At 67.6% G+C, this 853-nt stretch carries 2 pseudogenes; both read right to left on the bottom strand.

The features are described from left to right. Window positions 1-658 (bottom strand): annotated as a pseudogene (locus JAO81_RS41905) (NTP-binding protein); the annotation flags it as partial. Then, window positions 655-853: pseudogene (locus JAO81_RS41900) on the bottom strand (hypothetical protein); the annotation flags it as partial. The pseudogenes JAO81_RS41900 and JAO81_RS41905, both read right to left, overlap by 4 nt.

The following is an 853-nucleotide window of genomic DNA, read 5'->3' as shown; positions in this document are numbered from 1 at the left end:
ACGGGCCGACCATCAGCATGATCTTCTGCTGGTCCGTGGCCCCGCCCAGGATGTAGCCGAACCACTCCTGCAACGCCTCGACCGAGCCGGGGTCATCGGGCCATAGCTGTTCGAGGAAGGCCAGCCAGTGCGGGGCGGTCGCATCGGGGTCGTAGTTGAACGGGACGGACACCAGGTTGAAGAACTCCGGTGTGAGGGGCGACAGTTCCCGGTCGCAGACGTTCAGCAGCCCGTTGCGGCAGGCCACCACGGGTGCGGATCTTCCGTGCGCAGAGGCGGGATCACCGATCCACTGGGGCACGTCGACGGACGGGCGCAGGTGGGTGACGGCGGTAATCGCCTCGGTCAGATCAGCGATCTTCCGTTTCGTCGGCGACCAGTCGCGTACCTCTACCTCGCCTTTGACGGTCTGCTCGTAGGTGGCGTTCTCCAACTTCCGGTACAGGTCGGCACGGACTTCCTGGTCGTCGAGTTCCCGCCAGTGCGGGCCCTTCCACTGCATCCATGCTCCCCGCCAGTGCCGCAGCGTCAGCGTCTGGCCGCGCATCCATGCCGATTCCAAGTGCCGGGCCACAGCCATGGGGTTGGTCGGCGGCGGAATCGGTGCGCCGGTCAACTGATTGCGAGCAGCGATGTCCTCGGCCCTCTCGGCGTTCACGCGGCCCTCCTCATGGTCTTGCGGCGGGCCGAGTTGATCGTGGCAGCGGCTCCCCGCTCCGGCAGGCCGACCGCGATGGCTGCCTCGGCCAGGGCGTCCTCGAGGTGGCCGACGTCGACCTGGTGGCTGTCGGCGGCCTCGAATGCCTTGCACGCGGCCCAGAACAACCGGGCGTTACGCTGGCCGGGTTGCGCT

Source organism: Streptomyces sp. N35 (genome assembly GCF_016464295.1).
Taxonomy (GTDB): domain Bacteria; phylum Actinomycetota; class Actinomycetes; order Streptomycetales; family Streptomycetaceae; genus Streptomyces.
The sequence above is the reverse complement of the archived record's forward strand: the minus strand, read 5'-3'. Positions and strand labels throughout refer to the sequence as shown.